The organism is Thermodesulfovibrionia bacterium (genome assembly GCA_030646035.1).
Classification (GTDB): Bacteria; Nitrospirota; Thermodesulfovibrionia; order UBA6902; family UBA6902; genus JACQZG01.
Map to the genome: position 1 here is coordinate 124,236 of JAUSMY010000030.1, position 15,977 is coordinate 140,212.

A 15,977-nucleotide genomic window follows, 5' to 3' on the forward strand; every position below is an offset into this window, starting at 1 on the left:
AGATTAGTTTTTATATTTGTTCATAATCGGAGACCAGGCATCTACCGCTTTCACAGAGGATTCCCTTGTGAATACCGAATGTATTATGTTTGACGGTATCGCAATCACATCCCCTGATTTGACCGGATAGACTTTGCCCTCAACATCAAAATACAAAACCCCTTCAAGAACCATAGTTATTTGCTCGCTTTCATGACTATGAGAATCAAATACGCTGTTCTGCTGCACCTCGAAATAGGTGAACATCGTTTTCTCAAGTGATATCCCCCACATTTTTGCGCCGGGAACGTCTTCTTGTAAACGAAGAATATCTTTTGTGCAAAACTTTACTCTTCCTCCAATATCCTGCATCATGCATATCGCAGATGAGGGGCATATGCTTTTAAATTCTTCAGTGTTTTTGATCTCTGATGGCACTCGTGTTCTGTCTATTTCCTCAAATCCTGTCTTTTTAAAAAACCCGCTTGCTGTAGTTGTAAGCAAAAACAGCTTTTCCACATTGTTCAGTTGGGCGAAAGACCTGATCTTATCAACAAATGTTTTTCCAATACCATTGTTGCGCGCCGCCTCTTTTACCGCCAACGACCTTAACAACGCCGTATTACTTACTATCTCAATCCCGCCTACTCCGATAAGCTCACCACCTTCTTCCGCTAACAAGAAATTTGAAATATGTCCGTCGATATCTTGATATGGAAGATCAACTGCCGCCAGAAGTTCACTAACTCTCGGTAAATCTTTATGTTCCGCAAATCTGAATATCATGGGGTATTCTTCTATTAATTCGTCTTGAGGCTAACTGGATAATAAAATGGAATTTAGAAAGCTATTATGTCCTTACCTGCCCATTGCCCATTACAATGAACTTCGTGCATGTAAGCTCCTCAAGCCCCATGGGGCCGCGCGCGTGTATCTTGTCGGTTGATATCCCCATCTCAGCTCCGAGGCCGTACTGAAAGCCGTCACTGAACCTTGTTGAGACATTCACCATTACCGAAGATGAGTCCACCTCTTTAAGGAACCTCATCGCCTTGTTATAGTCCTCGGTGACTATTGAATCGGTATGCGCAGAACTGTACTTTGCGATATGGTCCATTGCGGCATCAATGCCTTTCACAATCTTTATGTTCATTATCTTGTCGATATATTCAGTATGGTAATCATTATCTGCGGCAGGTGAAACAGCTTTATCATATTTTCTTGAGGCCTCATCTCCCTTAAGCTTGACCCCTGCCTTCTTGAACCTCTTTATCATAGAAGGGAGGAATTTTCCTGCGATCTTTTCATCCACAAGCATCGTCTCCATGGCGTTGCATGTAGCGGGACGCTGCACCTTGGCGTTAAAGCATATCTCTTCAGCCATCTTAAGGTCTGCGTCACGGTCAACAAATACATGGCAGACTCCCTTGTAGTGTTTGAGCACCGGGATACGCGAGTTCTCAGTAACAGCCCTTATCAGGCTCTCTCCTCCGCGTGGAATGACAAGATCTATTATCCCCTCAAGCTTGAGCATCTCCATCACAGCCTGCCTGTCAGGCGTATCTATGAATGTTATAACACCCTGATGTATGCCCTGTGATTTTATCGCGCTTCTGAGTATCTTCACTATAGCTGTATTGGAGTGGATCGCCTCGGAGCCGCCCCTGAGCACGACCGCATTGCCCGCCTTAAGGCAGAGCGCGGTAGCATCTGCTGTCACATTGGGCCTTGATTCATAGATGATAGCTATGACACCGATGGGGACCCTCATCTTGCCGACCATCATTCCGTTCGGCCTTGTCTGCATCTTGAGAATCTCTCCTGAAGGATCAGGCAGTGCCGCTATCTCAACAAGCCCCTGCGCCATATCTTCTATACCCTTTTGCGTAAGCGTGAGCCTGTCAATCATAGCCTTTGAAAGGCCCTTCTTTTTTGCTTCTGTGACATCCTTTTTATTCGCAGCCTGAAGCATTTTTGAATTTTTCAGAATGGCATCAGCCATCTTTATCAGTGCCTTGTTCTTCAATTCAGAAGATGCCTTTGCAGCAGACCTGGAACCTTCCTTTGCCTCAAGCGCTTTTTTTAATACGTATGCCTTTATATCCATGAAAGTCCTCCATCAATTAATAGCGATTGAAAATTTTAGCATAAACAACAGGAAAGAGAAATGTTATGTCTGCGGAGAGATGACCGTGTTCAGCAGCTATTGCTTATTTCAAAAAACTCGGTACTGCATTGCATAAAGGCATCCACAATATCAGGGTCAAAGTGTTTGCCCCTGTCTGTCATTATTCTTTCAACCGCTTTCTCATGCGGTATCTCGCCTTCATAAGGCCTTGAAGCCCTGATCGCGTCATAAGCATCACACAGAGCGAATATCCTGGCTTCTAAAGGGATCTTATCTCCTTTTAAACCGATATAACCGGTACCGTTATATTTTTCATGGTGGTAAGCGCAAATATTTCTGCCCATGATCAGAAATGACTGTTTTGTTATAAACTCATCAATATCCCTGTCAAGCACGCTTTTCCCTATATGAACATGTTTTTTCATCTGCTCATATTCTTCATCGGTCAGCTTCCCTGGTTTTAACAATATGGCATCCTTTATTCCGACCTTCCCAATATCATGCAGCGGCGAGGCATCGGCAATATCCTGAATGAATTCTTCAGTGATCACATTACGGTACTTATTATTCTTCCGCAGCTGCCTCGTCAGAGCCAGTGCATATTTTGTTGTCCTTTTTAAATGACAGCCGGTATCGACATCTCTGCATTCAGTTAGGTCAGCAAGAGAATGTATCAGTGTCTTCTGAGATGAAATAAGTTCTTTATACCTCGATATATTCAGATATGCAACAAGGCCTATAAGAGAGACAAAGAGAAGAACAAGCGAGGCTGGCGGCATTGCAAGGCCCAGCATAGATGCCCTGAACAATGAAAGGTCCTGTTTATTGCCAAGCAATAATTTTCTTATCGAAAGTATATCAGCGGTAAGGTAGTGTATACTCTCTTTTTCAGAAATATCGAGTTTGCCCTGCCTGCCGATAAATGTAAATTTGGACTTGTTGAGTTTAAGGGTGCCGTCAGACCCAAAAGAGATGATATTGCCCTCTTCAGTATTAAGAAAGATATTTTCAGGCAGCCGGCTTAAGATCTTTGAAAGAAAGATGCTCATTACGAGAAAACCCTTTCGTGTGCCTTTGGAATCAAAAAGAGGAGTTGCCAGATCAATCATTGGAATATAATTAACAACTCCTCTTTTCTGTTCAGCATTAAGCTTTACAGAAGACACATATACATCCCATTCATTCAGATCCGAAGGATAGTTAATATTATTAAGGCGCATGATATTAACAGTATCGCCATCATCATTAACCACATGGTTCACGTCATAATTGTTTTCTACCTTTATAATTTGATGATTTTCAGTATCAATGATGCTTATCCGGTACAAGTCAGAGTAATTCGATTTCAGATCATGAAATGTATCCAGCACCTCATCTTTCTTCAGGGAAGACGTGAAGCCGCTGTCAGTATATTCTCTTGTAACAGCACTATCCTTAACAAATAAGAGCTGGCTGGCCAGTCCTGAAAATAATACCTCCAACACTTCTTTAGCGGTCTCAAGGCGGGCTGCCGAGGTATTCTCCTGAAGTGTTATCTCAAGATCATATATCTGCTTTGCAGTAACAAAAACAACAAAACTCACAACAAGAAACAGCGTCAAAACCACTGATATCAACACCTTGTTCTGTCTGAAAAATTTACTGGTCATTTCAATAACACCGGCTGAATGAATTTTGATTTATATGTGATAAGCTCAAACTGACGTTTAAAGTCTATCACATATAAATCTGAGTTCAAGCTGATGGCAATATTTACTGGAATTGCGGGGTGTTAACGCGAGAGGCTATTATGCTCCGGCGGTTTCTGCCTGAACCTTTTCAGCCTTTGCCTTTTCACGGGCAGCCTTTTTCGCCTCAAACGCAAGGGCGATCTCAGCATAGTTGATCGTCCCTTCGATGGCAAGAGAGGGACACTTGGATGTGCAGATGCCGCAGCCTATGCACTTTTCCTGATCAATGACATGCAGTTTCTTCGGCTCGCCTGAAGCGGCATTCACCGGGCAGACCTTTGCGCAGATTCCGCAGCCGATGCATTTTTCATTGATAAGCGCTTTCGGCCTGAAAGGCAGGTTATCTACGATTGCGTCTGTCGGGCACTTTATTACGCATAAGCCGCAGACTTTGCACTTGTCGATATCAATAACAGAGAGGTTATTAGTAATTGCAGGCGCGTCATACGGGCATACCTTTACGCACATGCCGCATCCGATACAGCCGACCCTGCAGTTCCTCTTTGTGTCAGCGCCCTTGTCCTTTGAACGGCATGTGACCAGCACCTCTTTTGAAAGAGGCAGTATTGAAATGATCTGTTTCGGGCAGGCCTTTGCACATTTTCCGCATGCCGTACACTTTACAGGATTTATAATGGGCAGATTCTCTTCGCTCATGTTTATTGCGCCGAAAGGACATGCCCTGAAGCATGTTCCATAACCGAGACAGCCATATACACACGATTTATCTCCGCCGCTTGCAAGCACAGCCGCCTTGCAGTCTCTTATGCCCTCATATTGGAACCTGCGGGATGACTTTGACGCGTCGCCATTACAGAGAACCCTTGCGATCTTCGGCTCAGTTATCTCAGCAGCCTTGCCGGATATTTCAGCTACAGCTTTAGCGCAAGGCGCACCACCGGGGGTGCAGAGGTTTGGCGGGACATCCGGGTTTGAAATAACCGCCTCTGCATACTGACGGCAGCCTGGATAACCGCATGCTCCGCAGTGCGCGTGCGCAAGAACCTCAAGTATCTCCTCAACCCTTGGGTCGGTCTTGACGTCAAACTTCTTGGCGGCAAAGGCAAGTCCAAGCCCGAACAGGGCTCCGATACCGAGCAGAAAGATTGCAGAAAACTTGAGCACTGAAGCGATATCTACAAATTCCTTTGCCTCTACGCCTCCGCCGACACCTGCATAAGAGAGCGAAGAGGTTAAGAGGATGAGAAGATAAGAGAACAAGAAGATAAAGCAGGAAGCAGCCATAAGCTTCTTCTTTCTTATTTGTCCTTTAATCTTTTTCGTTTCTGGTTTAAACATTAAATAATTATTTCCTTAACTTTAAATTAAAGTGTAATTAATCCAGAGAACCCCATGAACGCAAGCGATATAAGGCCTGCAAGAACAAAGGCTATAGGCAGGCCTCTGAAAGGAGCCGGCACATCCGCAAGCTCCAGTTTTTCACGTATGCTCGCCATTATGATCAGCGCAAGCCCGAACCCGAGCCCTGAACCGAGCCCGAACGCAATCGTCTCAAGAAAGCTGTAGCCGTGATCAGCGCTCATCAAAGGAACCGCAAGTATGATACAGTTTGTAGTTATCAACGCAAGGTAAACACCGAGTTTGTAATATAAAGCCGGGCTGACCTTCTTCATTATTATATCCGCGGACTGAACAAACGAAGCCACCACGCCTATGAATATCATGATCTTGAGAAAAGCTATATCAAGAGGGATCATTATATAGAAGAAGATGAGCCAGCTTAATGCGGCGCTGACCACCATAACGCATGTAAACGTAATGCTCATGCCTATCGCAGTCTCCATCTTCTTTGATACGCCGAAGAAGATACAGAGGCCGAGGAACATGGTAAAGACAAAATTATTGATCAATGATGATGCGATGATCAGCTGAAAAAGTTTTCCAAAGTCCATAAGTTATATCTCCTGAATCCTTATACGCCGGAGGCGCCTTTGCCCCCGAAAAATCTTATATCAACCCAGTTAAAAAATGCCATGAGAACACCGACCGCGAGAAAGCCGCCTGCGGGCAGTACCATAATGAGCAGCGGTTTGCCGTCAACGATCGGGAACCCAAAGAGTGTTCCCTTACCGATAAGCTCCCTGAAGAAACTAATGACCAGCATGGCCACAAGAAAACCCAGCCCGCTTCCTAATCCGTCGAAGAACGCCTTTGACATTTTATTCTTGCTGGCAAAGACCTCAGCCCTCGCAAAGATCGAGGCAAAAGCCACAATTATCTGAATATAAAGCCCTATCACTTTATATATATCTCTAAAATAAGTGGACATGGTCATATCTATAATAGTGACGTAACCGGCGATAATGAACATGAATATCGGGATACGTATCTTCGGATGTATGAAGTTTCTGATTGCAGACACTGTAACATTGACCATCGTCTGGACAAATACTACCGAGACCCCAAGAGCAAAACCGGTCTTTAAGCTGCTTGTAACAGCGATTGCAGGGCACAGGCTGATAGCCATACGGAATATGGTATTCTCGCCGAATACGCCGTTCTTCAGAAGTTCCCAGTTGCTCTTTACACGAATATGGCTCATTTCTCAACCTCGCTTGTACTGTTTCCTGAACCCAGTTTTTCCTTGAGCATATTAACCGCATTCTTGACCGCATCTTCAGCCACCGCGCGGGTTGATATGGTAGCTCCTGTTATCGCCTGAATATTCTTGTCAGTCTCTGTCTTTACAACAACAAGGTCATCTGCGGTCTTCCCGACAAACTGATCAAGAAAATAATCTTTCTCCACCTCATCTCCAAGTCCGGGTGTCTCTTTATGCCCGAGTATCTTTACTTTCTTGATAAGAAGATCGTTGCCCAGAGAAACAAAAACATGTATATAACTGGAATAGCCTTTGCCGTAGCTCTCCGCGATATATCCGATATCCGTGCCGTTTATGCATTTTTTTATTTCCTTGGACTTGCCGGTCTTTTCATCCGTTACCTTCTCTATCTTTACCTCTCCGCATTTCCTCGCGGCATAGTATTCAGAATGTTTATGGTGCGGTTCCCACATTCCCAATTCCTCAACCTGATCTGCCTCAGGCATCATCGTCTGAAGGGCCGCCTCTTTCTCCTCTTTCTCTTTCTGAAATTTGACCGGAGAGGTATAAGCATAGATAACCGCTATCAATAACCCGCCTATGACATATACAACAGCGAGGTTAAAGGCTATCTTTATGATCTCTATTGGTTTCATTTCTTATCTTCCATGACTTTCTTCTTCTTGACCGCCCCGAAGAGGTCAGGTTTTACACCCCTGTCGATAAGCGGGGCGAAACAGTTCATAAGCAGTATCGCAAACATTACGCCCTCAGGATAACCGCCTTTCAAACGTATGAGCATGGTCAGTGCCCCGCAGCCTATACCGAAGATTATCTGGCCTTTCCTTATAGTCGGGCATGTCACATAGTCTGTAGCCATAAAGAAGGCGCCGAGCACCAGGCCGCCGCTCATCATATGAATAATGGGGTCGCCGGAAAACAATCCGCTTTTGCCGCCAAACGCCCAGGCAAGCAGGCCGACTGTCGCCATAAAAGAGACTGGTATATGCCAGGTTATATACTTTTTATAAAGAAGATAAAGAGCTCCGATAAGGAGAAATATCACCGAGGTCTCACCGAGAGATCCTGCCCTGTGGCCTGTAAAAAGACTCATGTACAGGTCGCTTTTTGTTCCGAACGCCTCAATGAGCTTTGATATGCCTTCTTCCTTTAATATCCCCAGAGGGGTCGCAGTGGTCTTGGCATCAAGAGCAGCAAATGCGGCAGTAGGCTCTTTCCATACAGTCATGGCCTTTGTCCATGTGATCAATAAGAAGGCCCTTCCGATAAGCGCCGGATTAAAGACATTATATCCAAGCCCGCCGAAGAGCTGCTTTACAATTACTATAGCTACAAACGAACCGACTATTGGTATATAAAAAGGAAGGTCAGGCGGAAGGTTCATCGCAAGGAGAAGCCCGGTCAGGAAGGCGCTCCCGTCATGCACAGATATCTTTTTATTTAAAGACCTCTGGTAGATATATTCAAAACCTACTGAAGAGCCGATACATAGAGCGGTTACAAACATCGCCCTTGGACCGAAATAGTAGAACGATGCTATCAAAGCCGGGAAGAGCGCAAAGTTGACGCTCCACATTATCTTTGATACAGACTCCTCATCCCTGACATGAGGGCTGACCGATACGATCAATTGTTTATCTTTTTTCTCTTCCGCCATTTTTACCTTTTAACTTTCAACTATTAACTCTAAACTTATTTACCCTGGTTTGGTCTGTGATTTGGCAAGCCTGACGAACTGAACCATCGGCCTCTTTGACGGACATACGAAAGCGCATGACCCGCATTCAAAGCAGTCAAAGAGGTTGTAATCCTTTGTCTCTTCAAAACGGCCCTTCTCGGAAAGAATACTTATCATTGAAGGATTAAGCCCCATCGGGCAGACATCTATACAGCGGCCGCATCTTATGCAGGCGGAGTACTCGTCAGTTGATATGAACTCATCTTCACTCTGAACAAGTATCCCTGAAGTTCCTTTAATCACAGGAACATCAAGGTTCCACTGGGCAAAGCCCATCATAGGCCCGCCGCTTATAACCTTCACAGCGCCCTCAGCAAGACCGCCGCAGTCTTTAATGATCTCTGATACAAGTGTGCCTATACGGACCATGAGGTTCTTCGGCTCCTTAACACCTCTGCCTGTTACCGTCACTATCCTCTCAATAAGAGGCTTGCCAAAGCGTACCGCCTCATATACGGCAAGTGCTGTGCCGACATTCTGAACAACAGCGCCGACATCCATTGGAAGGCCGCCTTTCCCTGGAACCTCTCTGCCGGTGATAGCCTTGATCAGCATCTTTTCAGCGCCCTGCGGATACTTTACTGTAAGAGGCCTGACCTCTATGCCGGCCTCACCCTCTGAAGCCTTCTTCATCGCCTCAATTGCGTCCGGCTTGTTCTTCTCTATTCCTATATATCCGTTTGTCACACCGACCGCTTTCATTATCAGTTTAAGCCCGTTAACAATAGACTTTGGCTGCTCCACCATAAGCCTGTGGTCAGCAGTGAGGTAGGGTTCGCATTCAGCGCCGTTAAGGATGACAACATCAATTGTTTTTTCTTTGGGAGGGGAGAGTTTCACATTGGTTGGAAAAGCTGCCCCTCCGAGCCCGACTATGCCTGCATCCCTTATCAGTGCCTTTATCTCATCTGCGCTTAAAGCCATGAAATCCGGGGTATCAATTAATGCAATGCCCTCGTCTTTCTCATCGCTCTCTATCACAACAGACTGCACCATTCTGCCTGAAGGGTGAAGAAAGTCGCTTATTGCAACGACTTTGCCTGATATGGAAGCGTGAACAGGAGCGGATACAAAACCCGGCGCGGAGCCGATCAGCTGGTACTTTTTGACCTCATCGCCGATACTCACCTCAGCCTTTGCAGGCGCGCCTATATGCTGGCTTAAAGGAATTACCACTCTTTTAGGTAAAGGGGCATTCTGGGTTGGATTGCCAGCAGTAAGTTCTTTGGAGTCATGGGGATGAACCCCTCTTTTAAATGTATCGGTTCTAACCATTTAATAATCAATCCTTAAAATTTATGTCTTCGAGGAATAAATCCTGGTTATTATACAGAAAGAAGCAATAAAAGTGCTCATAAATATTTTATAAATTAATAAAAAACATTAATAGTTTTTGATATATAAAGAGGATTCATTTAATATGCTGCGATTTTAAAAAATAATTCGGTTTTTGTAAGCATTTTCCTTGCCAATCTCTTTACTTGGCATAGTCCCTATGATAGAATAGCTGCAGAATGAAGGGTAAGTTTTTTATTGTATTATCAATAATATCAGCCCTTGGGATCTTAATCCTCCTGGGCAGCAATGAAGAAGGTATTATTATAAACCCCTCATACCATACTTCTGTAATGCGTGGAATTCACCTGAACCACAAAAATGGAAATGCACTCAAATGGGAACTCTTTGCCAGGAACGCGACATTTCCGGAAGACAAAAAAGATATCATTATTGATTCACTTGAGCTGAAGATCCATGACGGGCATGATATATATATTACCGGCGGGAAAGGTATATATAATATAAACAAGAAAGACCTTGCTATAGAAGATAAGATAGAGATAAAACTGAAAGACGGGGTCTTTAAAACCGATTCGCTCAAATGGGAAAGCGAAGAGGGGCTGATAACTGCTCCTAATGGTGTTGAATTTATTAGTGATAATTTCACAATTGAAGGAACCGGACTTGTGGCTGACGTAAGCAAAGAGAAGATAAGGATACTTAAGAATGTCAAAGGCACTTTTTACCGTTAACATATTCCTGGCGATTACATTATTTTTCATGCCGGTAGTTGCCTCACACGCGTCTACCCTGAAAAGAGACACCCCGATAGTTATTACCTCCGATACGCTGACCGCTGACAATAAAAATGACACAGCCATATTTGAAGGCTCTGTCGTTGCAACATCTCAGGATATTAAGATCTCCTCAGATAAGATGACAGTTTATTACAGAGATGGAGACAGCAAGATCGCAAAAATACACGCAGTTGGAAATATCAAGGTCCAAAAAGACGGGATGGCTATCTTTTCAGAAGAAGCGGAATACATAGATGAAGAAGAGAAGATAATCTTTACAGGGAATCCTAAGGTCATTGAAAATGATAACTCCATAACAGGGACCAGAATAATCTATTTCCTCAAGGATGACCGAGCTGTTGTAGAAGGCAGCAAGGTACTTATAAAAAACAAGAAATAATAATTATATGCATACTCTTGATATTACAGAACTAAAAAAGAGCTATAGCGGCAAACCCGTTGTCTCAGGAATAAGCATGAATATCAATTCCGGAGAGGTGGTGGGGCTTCTCGGACCGAACGGGGCAGGAAAGACAACATCATTCTATATGATACTCGGCCTTATTGAGCCGGACAGCGGCTCTATCTATCTCGACGGCGAAGACCTGAGCAGCTACCCTATGTACAAAAGATCAAGGAAGGGGATCGGCTACCTCCCACAGGAGATCTCAATCTTCAGAAAGCTGAGCGTTGAGAACAATATCAGGGCTGTCATTGAGATGACAGACGCCAAAGATAAAGAGGAAAAGCTGAACCGCATAATGGAAGAGTTCAACCTTGCCCCTTTTGCAAACAGACTTGGATATCAGCTGTCCGGAGGCGAACGCAGAAGAGTGGAGATTGCAAGGGCCCTTGCCATAGACCCTCTGTTTATACTGCTGGATGAGCCGTTTGCCGGGATAGATCCTATTGCGGTAATGGATCTGAAGAAGACACTCTCGCAGCTGAAAAGCAAAGGTATAGGCCTTATCATCACAGACCATAATGTCAGGGAGACGCTCTCGATAACTGACAGGGCATACATAATAAGTGACGGGAAGATAATCGCACACGGCATCCCGACAGAACTGATAGCCAATGAACTTGTAAAGAGAAGCTATCTCGGAGAGGAGTTCAGGTTATAATGGCTATGCAGGAACAAAAACTACAGCTGAAGATGTCCCAGAAGCTGGTGCTTACCCCCCAGCTTCAACAGTCTATAAAGCTGCTTCAGCTTCCTCTTCTGGAACTATCCCAGGAGCTGACCCAGGAGTTGATGAGCAATCCCCTGCTTGAAGAGATCACCGATGGTGAAACTTTTGAAAAAAGTTCCTCATCTGAATTAAAGCATGATGATGAAGCAATTCAACAACCTGTTGAAGAAAGCGAGTCCCCTCTTGAGAAGATATTCGGATATACAACCGATAACTACTTTGAAGAGAGAGAGAGCGACGGCAGGGATCTTGGTTATTTCAATGACGGCATTGATACGCCTTCCCCTTTTGAGCGCAATACCCACAAACCTGACCTTTACGAACACCTGCTGTGGCAGCTAAGGCTTTCAAATATCCCGGAGTCAATAGGCCATATAATCGAGATAATGATAAACAACCTTAATGAGTACGGTTATCTTGACGCTTCTCTTGATGAGATAGCAAAGGCCGCTGAAACCGACATCCAAACCGCTGAGAAAGCGCTGTCAAGTATGCAGGGGTTTGACCCGGCCGGTGTCGGAGCAAGAAATCTTCAGGAATGCCTGATCCTACAGTTGAAACCTCTTGACCTTCAGGGCACTCTCGTTGAGAATATCCTCCGTCATGGCTTTAATGAACTGGAGCGAAAGAACCTGAAGCAGCTTGCCTCAAAACTGCACGCCTCTTTTGACGATATATTAGCCGCTGTGAAGATCATTGAAGGGCTCGAACCAAGGCCCGGAAGAAATTATTCTTCTGATGAACCTACTTATGTAACACCTGACGTCTTTGTTGAAGAAGCAGACGGCCAATTTATCATAACCCTGAACAATGAGGGAAGCCCCAGGCTGAGGATATCAGCTTTTTACAGGAGGCTCCTGGCTGACAAAATCAATCTGGGCAAAGAAGAGAAAGAGTTCCTCAGGGAGAAGCTTCGGTCAGCCCTCTGGCTGCTCAAGAGCCTTGACCAGAGGAACAAGACCATATACAGGGTCACAGAGAGCCTGCTCAAGTTTCAGGAAGATTTTTTTAGAAAGGGATTTAAACATCTTAAGCCTTTAAAATTGAAAGACATCGCAGAAGACCTGGGAATGCATGAAAGCACGATAAGCCGAGTAACTTCCAGCAAATATATGCAGTGCCCTCAGGGGGTCGTAAGCTTAAAGTCTTTCTTCAGCAATGCAATATCTTCGACAAGCGGCAGCATACCTTCGTCAAATGTTAAAGAGACTATCAGAAAGTTCATCGAGGATGAAGATTCTAAAAAACCTTACAGTGACAAAAAAATAACTGAGCTGCTTAAAAACAACGGGGTTGATATAGCCCGAAGGACCGTAGCCAAATACAGGGAGGAACTAAAGATACCTTCAAATACCAAACGCAAAAAATGGGCATGATCAATTATCAGAAATAATATGTAATTTTTAATCACCGGCTTTTAATTTCAATCAAATTGAGGAGGAGCAAATGAACATTACAGTACATGCCAAACATATGGAACTTACAGACAACCTGAAAAAATACGCTGAGGAGAAGATAGGGAAGTTCAATAAGTATTTCAGCGATGTTATAGAAACGACAGTCACCCTCAGCATTGAGAAGTACCGGCACAAGGCAGAAGTCCTCATAAAAGCCAACGGTTCTTTTATACAGGCTGAAAGCATAACCGATGAGATGTATTCCTCCATTGATGAGGTTGTTGAAAAGTTAGAGCGTCAGGTCAAAAAGAATAAAGAAAAACTCGCATCTAAAAGAAAGGGAAGGGAGAAACCCGGAGAAATATTTGCCGGTGAAGAACCTGCCCCTGCCATAATCAAAAGCAGGTCTTTTGATACCAAGCCCATGAGCATTGATGAAGCAGCCATGCAGATGGAGATGCTCAAAAGGGATTTCTTCATATTTACCAATGCATCTTCAGGCCAGATAAATGTTCTGCACAAAAGAAAAGACGGCAATTTGGGGCACATAGAACCACAATAATGAAACGCATTAAAACCGGACATTTCTCTACTATACTGCTGACAGGGCTTTCGGGCGCCGGAAAGACAGTGGCGCTCAACGCCCTTGAAGACAGCGGATTCTTCTGTGTCGACAATCTCCCTGTTACTCTCATTAAGACCTTTGTAAACCTATGCAGCAAAACTCCGGCTGTTTCAAAGGTCGCTATCGGAGTAGATATCAGAGGCGGTAAGTTTCTGCCCGCATTCTCGGATATAATCCCGACCCTTAAAAAGAAGTTTAAGATGGAGGTGATCTTCCTTGAGGCAAAAGAAGATGTGCTCTTGAGCAGGTTCAAGGAGACAAGGCGCCCCCACCCTCTTGGCCTGAATGATATAAAAAAGTCGACACAAAAAGAGAAAAAGCTCCTTTCATCCATCAGGAAAGAGGCAGACAGGATAATAGATACATCTAAATTAACACCGCACCAGCTCAGAAAACTTATTATAAGTTCCCACCTCGGGGCAAATAGCAAAAGCATGGCGATCACCCTGATCTCTTTCGGATACAAGTACGGCGTTCCGCTTGAATCAGATCTTCTATTTGACGTGCGCTTCCTTCCAAACCCTTTCTTTATAAAAGAACTTAAAAAATATCCCGGTACATCGGCAAAAGTAAAAAACTTCGTTCTTCAAAAAGAAGATACAATAAAGTTCCTCGATAAACTCTACCCTCTTCTTGACAGCATAATCCCGCTATATATAAAAGAGGGCAAGAGCTACCTTACGATAGGCATAGGATGCACAGGAGGCATGCACCGCTCACCGGCAATTGCTGAAGAGATTAAAAAGACCCTCAAGAAACAGAAGCTGAATGTCTCTGTATTGCACAGGGATCTGCCGCTCTCATAAAAAACATTGCAGTTCGGTTTTGCCTGGTTTCCTAATGTGTGTGAAATTACACAAAGCTGCAACGTATGGTATTTATTATATTTATCTTAAAGCCATAACTCATTGCAATATATAATAATTCGCAATTTATATAGTAGTGGCACCAACTTTGCGTGTATATATTGGGTATGAGTAACCAGAGACGTTCAAAACGCGTAAATCACAGGCTGGATGCTGAGGTTGTACTTGAGAAAAAGTCATATTGGGGATCAATAGAGAACTTCTCTGAAGTGGGGATCTTCAAGATATCAGTTCCTGATGAAGAAGTTGTCGAATTCATCCCCGGCGCAGGGGTTTTAATAAGGTTTCAACTGCCCTCAAAAGAAGAGATCAACCTGAACTGCTCTATAAAATGGCTGCGTATCACACCCGAACCGCTTGCAGGGATCATATATAACATGGGAATGGAGATACATAACCCGCCGCAGCAATATCTGAACTTCGTTCACAGCCTTTATGTGTTAGAATAAAAAACCTCCTGAAAGGCTGAGAAGCATGCAAAATCAATATAACGAATACTGCTCCTACCTGGTGGGAGAGCTCACCAAGTTAATTTCCATTAATGCCGAAGAATTCAAAATTCTGCTGGATTATTTTCATTGCAGAAATGTTTCCAAAGGCGTGACTCTCTGGAGAGAGGGAGATGATTGTGACTACATTGCATTTGTAGCATCGGGCAGGGTTATGATATCCAAGGAGACAGAGTTAAAGGGCAACCCTGTAGTGCTCGGCATCTACGGCACAGGGTCTTTCATAGGCGCACTGTGCATACTTGATAACAGCGGCAGGGCTGTTACTGCTGAAACACTTGATGACACCTCGCTCATGATAATAACCAAAGAGAATTTCGACAAGCTCATGAATGAAAATCCTGCATTATGGGGGAAACTGCTGAAGGGTATCCTTCTCTCCGTATCAAAGCGTCTTAAAAGTTCCTTCGAACGCCTCGTCACGGTTTTTTAAAAAATCCGTTCCCATCTTATCCACCCGTCATAACCTTGCGTAAGTATGATATTAATCATATCGTATAACATAGATACCATTTACAATATTAATGCCAATAGAGGTAAGGTAATAATGAAGAATTTATCTAATGAAGAGCTCCTGAAAATAAAAGCTGAGATCAACGTATTCCGCTACTTGAGCGAAGAGGATATTAAAGAGATATCCGGCTACTTCAAGATTAAGTCAGCGGCAGCAAACAGCATCATCTGGAAAGAGTTCAGCCCTTGCGACTATGTCGCCTTTATACTTTCAGGAAGCGTGAAGATGACGAAGGAGACGGAGTTCAAAGGGAAAGAGATAGTATTCGGCATTTACAAAAAAGGAGCGACCATCGGCGCCTTATGCATACTTGACCGAGGCATCAGGCCTGTTACAGCCGTAGCATTAGAAGATGTCTCTCTGGTTCTTATTACGCGTGAGGACTTTGATGAACTGATAGAAAAGTATCCGAGATCAGGCGCCAGACTGTTAAAAGGAATGCTCCTTTCACTCTCAATGCGCCTGAGATGTTCATATGACCGCATGACATCGGTATTCTGATTTAAATCGTATTTTCTTCCTCTTTGTCATTCCCGACTGAACCTGTCCCGTGTTTCGAGGAATCACCTCCTTTTATTCCCCTCTAAAAAGAGGGGTGAGGGGTGTGTTGTTTGCTTCTTTTCACTTAACTTACCACTA

At 44.1% G+C, this 15,977-nt stretch carries 18 protein-coding genes; 9 read left to right on the plus strand and 9 right to left on the minus strand.

All coding sequences use genetic code 11. The features are described 5' to 3' along the window. Nucleotides 1–3: 3 nt before the first annotated feature. From arsN2 to rsxC, 9 genes are all read right to left on the minus strand, one after another. Nucleotides 4–765, minus strand: coding sequence for an arsenic resistance N-acetyltransferase ArsN2 (arsN2, locus tag Q7U10_04275; GenBank protein ID MDO8281827.1), 762 nt, complete (start codon nt 763–765; stop codon nt 4–6). A 64-nt stretch (nt 766–829) separates the two neighbouring features. Beyond that, nucleotides 830–2,086, minus strand: coding sequence for a glutamate-5-semialdehyde dehydrogenase (locus Q7U10_04280; GenBank protein MDO8281828.1), 1,257 nt, complete (start codon nt 2,084–2,086; stop codon nt 830–832). 89 nt (nt 2,087–2,175) lie between these two features. Next, nucleotides 2,176–3,756, minus strand: a complete 1,581-nt coding sequence (locus Q7U10_04285) for an HD domain-containing protein (protein ID MDO8281829.1) — start codon at nt 3,754–3,756, stop codon at nt 2,176–2,178. 138 nt (nt 3,757–3,894) lie between these two features. After that, on the minus strand, nt 3,895–5,136 hold the full coding sequence (locus tag Q7U10_04290) for a Fe-S cluster domain-containing protein (protein MDO8281830.1): 1,242 nt from the start codon (nt 5,134–5,136) through the stop codon (nt 3,895–3,897). A gap of 26 nt (nt 5,137–5,162) precedes the next feature. Continuing rightward, a complete protein-coding gene (locus Q7U10_04295; protein MDO8281831.1) occupies nt 5,163–5,750 on the minus strand; it encodes an Rnf-Nqr domain containing protein in 588 nt (195 codons plus the stop codon). A 20-nt stretch (nt 5,751–5,770) separates the two neighbouring features. Beyond that, nucleotides 5,771–6,400 carry an electron transport complex subunit RsxE gene (gene rsxE, locus Q7U10_04300; GenBank protein MDO8281832.1) on the minus strand — a complete coding sequence of 210 codons (630 nt, stop codon included), beginning with the start codon at nt 6,398–6,400 and terminating at the stop codon, nt 5,771–5,773. Beyond that, complete coding sequence (locus tag Q7U10_04305; GenBank protein MDO8281833.1) at nt 6,397–7,056, minus strand: FMN-binding protein; 660 nt, start codon at nt 7,054–7,056, stop codon at nt 6,397–6,399. The genes rsxE and Q7U10_04305 overlap by 4 nt, the downstream gene beginning before the upstream one ends. After that, nucleotides 7,053–8,078, minus strand: coding sequence for an RnfABCDGE type electron transport complex subunit D (locus Q7U10_04310; GenBank protein ID MDO8281834.1), 1,026 nt, complete (start codon nt 8,076–8,078; stop codon nt 7,053–7,055). Before Q7U10_04310 ends, Q7U10_04305 begins: the two co-directional genes overlap by 4 nt. A 39-nt stretch (nt 8,079–8,117) precedes the next feature. Further along, entirely contained in the window at nt 8,118–9,434 is a 1,317-nt protein-coding gene (gene rsxC / locus Q7U10_04315) for an electron transport complex subunit RsxC (GenBank protein MDO8281835.1), read from the minus strand. Nucleotides 9,435–9,673: 239 nt separating this feature from the next. On the opposite strand from rsxC, the gene lptC reads away from it, so the two are divergent. The 9 genes from lptC (at nt 9,674) to Q7U10_04360 (ending at nt 15,839) form a co-directional block, all read left to right on the plus strand. After that, nucleotides 9,674–10,189: an LPS export ABC transporter periplasmic protein LptC gene (lptC, locus tag Q7U10_04320; protein ID MDO8281836.1), complete on the plus strand. Its 516-nt coding sequence runs from the start codon at nt 9,674–9,676 to the stop codon at nt 10,187–10,189. Next, entirely contained in the window at nt 10,164–10,634 is a 471-nt protein-coding gene (gene lptA / locus Q7U10_04325) for a lipopolysaccharide transport periplasmic protein LptA (GenBank protein ID MDO8281837.1), read from the plus strand. The genes lptC and lptA overlap by 26 nt, the downstream gene beginning before the upstream one ends. Before the next feature lie 7 nt (nt 10,635–10,641). Continuing rightward, the gene (gene lptB, locus Q7U10_04330; GenBank protein MDO8281838.1) at nt 10,642–11,358 is read left to right on the plus strand and encodes an LPS export ABC transporter ATP-binding protein; all 717 of its coding nucleotides are present in this window, start codon (nt 10,642–10,644) and stop codon (nt 11,356–11,358) included. Further along, nucleotides 11,358–12,803: an RNA polymerase factor sigma-54 gene (gene rpoN, locus Q7U10_04335; protein ID MDO8281839.1), complete on the plus strand. Its 1,446-nt coding sequence runs from the start codon at nt 11,358–11,360 to the stop codon at nt 12,801–12,803. The genes lptB and rpoN overlap by 1 nt, the downstream gene beginning before the upstream one ends. A 70-nt stretch (nt 12,804–12,873) precedes the next feature. Next, nucleotides 12,874–13,386, plus strand: a complete 513-nt coding sequence (raiA, locus tag Q7U10_04340; GenBank protein MDO8281840.1) for a ribosome-associated translation inhibitor RaiA — start codon at nt 12,874–12,876, stop codon at nt 13,384–13,386. Then, a complete protein-coding gene (rapZ, locus tag Q7U10_04345) occupies nt 13,386–14,255 on the plus strand; it encodes an RNase adapter RapZ (GenBank protein MDO8281841.1) in 870 nt (289 codons plus the stop codon). The genes raiA and rapZ overlap by 1 nt, the downstream gene beginning before the upstream one ends. Nucleotides 14,256–14,422: 167 nt before the next feature. After that, nucleotides 14,423–14,764, plus strand: a complete 342-nt coding sequence (locus tag Q7U10_04350) for a PilZ domain-containing protein (GenBank protein MDO8281842.1) — start codon at nt 14,423–14,425, stop codon at nt 14,762–14,764. 25 nt (nt 14,765–14,789) lie between these two features. After that, a complete protein-coding gene (locus tag Q7U10_04355; GenBank protein MDO8281843.1) occupies nt 14,790–15,257 on the plus strand; it encodes a Crp/Fnr family transcriptional regulator in 468 nt (155 codons plus the stop codon). Nucleotides 15,258–15,371: 114 nt separating this feature from the next. After that, a complete protein-coding gene (locus Q7U10_04360; GenBank protein MDO8281844.1) occupies nt 15,372–15,839 on the plus strand; it encodes a cyclic nucleotide-binding domain-containing protein in 468 nt (155 codons plus the stop codon). Nucleotides 15,840–15,977: the final 138 nt, after the last annotated feature.

Bases quoted from the DNA above. Each gene is read 5' to 3' on its own strand.
- arsN2 (MDO8281827.1), bottom strand. From the start codon at position 765: ATGATATTCAGATTTGCGGAACATAAAGATTTACCGAGAGTTAGTGAA.
- Q7U10_04280 (MDO8281828.1), bottom strand. From the start codon at position 2,086: ATGGATATAAAGGCATACGTATTAAAAAAAGCGCTTGAGGCAAAGGAA.
- Q7U10_04285 (MDO8281829.1), bottom strand. From the start codon at position 3,756: ATGACCAGTAAATTTTTCAGACAGAACAAGGTGTTGATATCAGTGGTT.
- Q7U10_04290 (MDO8281830.1), bottom strand. From the start codon at position 5,136: ATGTTTAAACCAGAAACGAAAAAGATTAAAGGACAAATAAGAAAGAAG.
- Q7U10_04295 (MDO8281831.1), bottom strand. From the start codon at position 5,750: ATGGACTTTGGAAAACTTTTTCAGCTGATCATCGCATCATCATTGATC.
- rsxE (MDO8281832.1), bottom strand. From the start codon at position 6,400: ATGAGCCATATTCGTGTAAAGAGCAACTGGGAACTTCTGAAGAACGGC.
- Q7U10_04305 (MDO8281833.1), bottom strand. From the start codon at position 7,056: ATGAAACCAATAGAGATCATAAAGATAGCCTTTAACCTCGCTGTTGTA.
- Q7U10_04310 (MDO8281834.1), bottom strand. From the start codon at position 8,078: ATGGCGGAAGAGAAAAAAGATAAACAATTGATCGTATCGGTCAGCCCT.
- rsxC (MDO8281835.1), bottom strand. From the start codon at position 9,434: ATGGTTAGAACCGATACATTTAAAAGAGGGGTTCATCCCCATGACTCC.
- lptC (MDO8281836.1), top strand. From the start codon at position 9,674: ATGAAGGGTAAGTTTTTTATTGTATTATCAATAATATCAGCCCTTGGG.
- lptA (MDO8281837.1), top strand. From the start codon at position 10,164: ATGTCAAAGGCACTTTTTACCGTTAACATATTCCTGGCGATTACATTA.
- lptB (MDO8281838.1), top strand. From the start codon at position 10,642: ATGCATACTCTTGATATTACAGAACTAAAAAAGAGCTATAGCGGCAAA.
- rpoN (MDO8281839.1), top strand. From the start codon at position 11,358: ATGGCTATGCAGGAACAAAAACTACAGCTGAAGATGTCCCAGAAGCTG.
- raiA (MDO8281840.1), top strand. From the start codon at position 12,874: ATGAACATTACAGTACATGCCAAACATATGGAACTTACAGACAACCTG.
- rapZ (MDO8281841.1), top strand. From the start codon at position 13,386: ATGAAACGCATTAAAACCGGACATTTCTCTACTATACTGCTGACAGGG.
- Q7U10_04350 (MDO8281842.1), top strand. From the start codon at position 14,423: ATGAGTAACCAGAGACGTTCAAAACGCGTAAATCACAGGCTGGATGCT.
- Q7U10_04355 (MDO8281843.1), top strand. From the start codon at position 14,790: ATGCAAAATCAATATAACGAATACTGCTCCTACCTGGTGGGAGAGCTC.
- Q7U10_04360 (MDO8281844.1), top strand. From the start codon at position 15,372: ATGAAGAATTTATCTAATGAAGAGCTCCTGAAAATAAAAGCTGAGATC.